General features: G+C 68.9%; 1 protein-coding gene. It reads right to left on the bottom strand.

All coding sequences use genetic code 11. The annotated features are described in order from the left end of the window. On the bottom strand, positions 1–747 hold a 747-nt coding region (locus AU465_RS32970), incomplete at both ends, for a DUF5801 repeats-in-toxin domain-containing protein (RefSeq protein WP_246506631.1).

Genomic DNA, 747 nt, shown 5'->3' with positions numbered 1-747 from the left:
GGCCGTCGCCGTGTCGCCGTCGCCGTCGGTCACCGTGTAGGTGGCGGAGGCAGCGCCCGTGCCGGCGACCGAGCTGTCGGCGGTGAAGGAATAGCTGCCGTCGGCCTTGACCTTGATGAAGCCGTCACCGATGTCGATCGCCTGCGAGTAGCCGTCCTGGCCGAAGACCAGCAGCGTGCCGTCGATATGCGTCACCGTGGCGCCATCGGCGCCTGCGACGAAGTCCAGCGTGCCGGTGATCGTGCCGCCTTCGGCGACGTTCTGCGGGGCCTCGGTCGAAGCCGTCGGCGCGTCGTCGTCGAAGGTGATGGTCAGCGTGCCGGTCGTGGACGAGTTGTCGGCATCGGTTATGGTGTAGGTCAGGCTGGTTGTCGGATCGACCGCGTTCTCGTCGTTGGGGCCGCCCGCATGCAGCACGTTGTCGACCAGCGTCACCGTGTAGGCGCCGGTTGCCGGGTCCGTCACATGGACGGTGAACAGAGTGCCGCGCGGGCCGGTCGCCGTCAGCGTGTTGGTGCCAGCATCCCAGCTGTAGGCCACCGTCTCGGTGCCGACCGTGCCGCTGGTGCCGTTTAGGGCGGCGAACGAGAAGCCGTTGGCGCCTGCGCCGTCGCCGCCGACGCTACCGCCGAGCGTGCCCGAGAACGTTGCTTCATTGTTGTCGCCGTCGGTGTTCGGAACCGCGATGTCGCCCGCCGTGCTCGCGGGATTGCCGCCGGCAAGCCCGTCGTCGTCGACCGAGGCCGA

Origin of the sequence: Mesorhizobium silamurunense (assembly GCF_014843905.1) — a bacterium.
Taxonomy (GTDB): Bacteria; Pseudomonadota; Alphaproteobacteria; order Rhizobiales; family Rhizobiaceae; genus Mesorhizobium; species Mesorhizobium silamurunense.
This window is presented reverse-complemented; position numbering and strand designations above follow the sequence as displayed.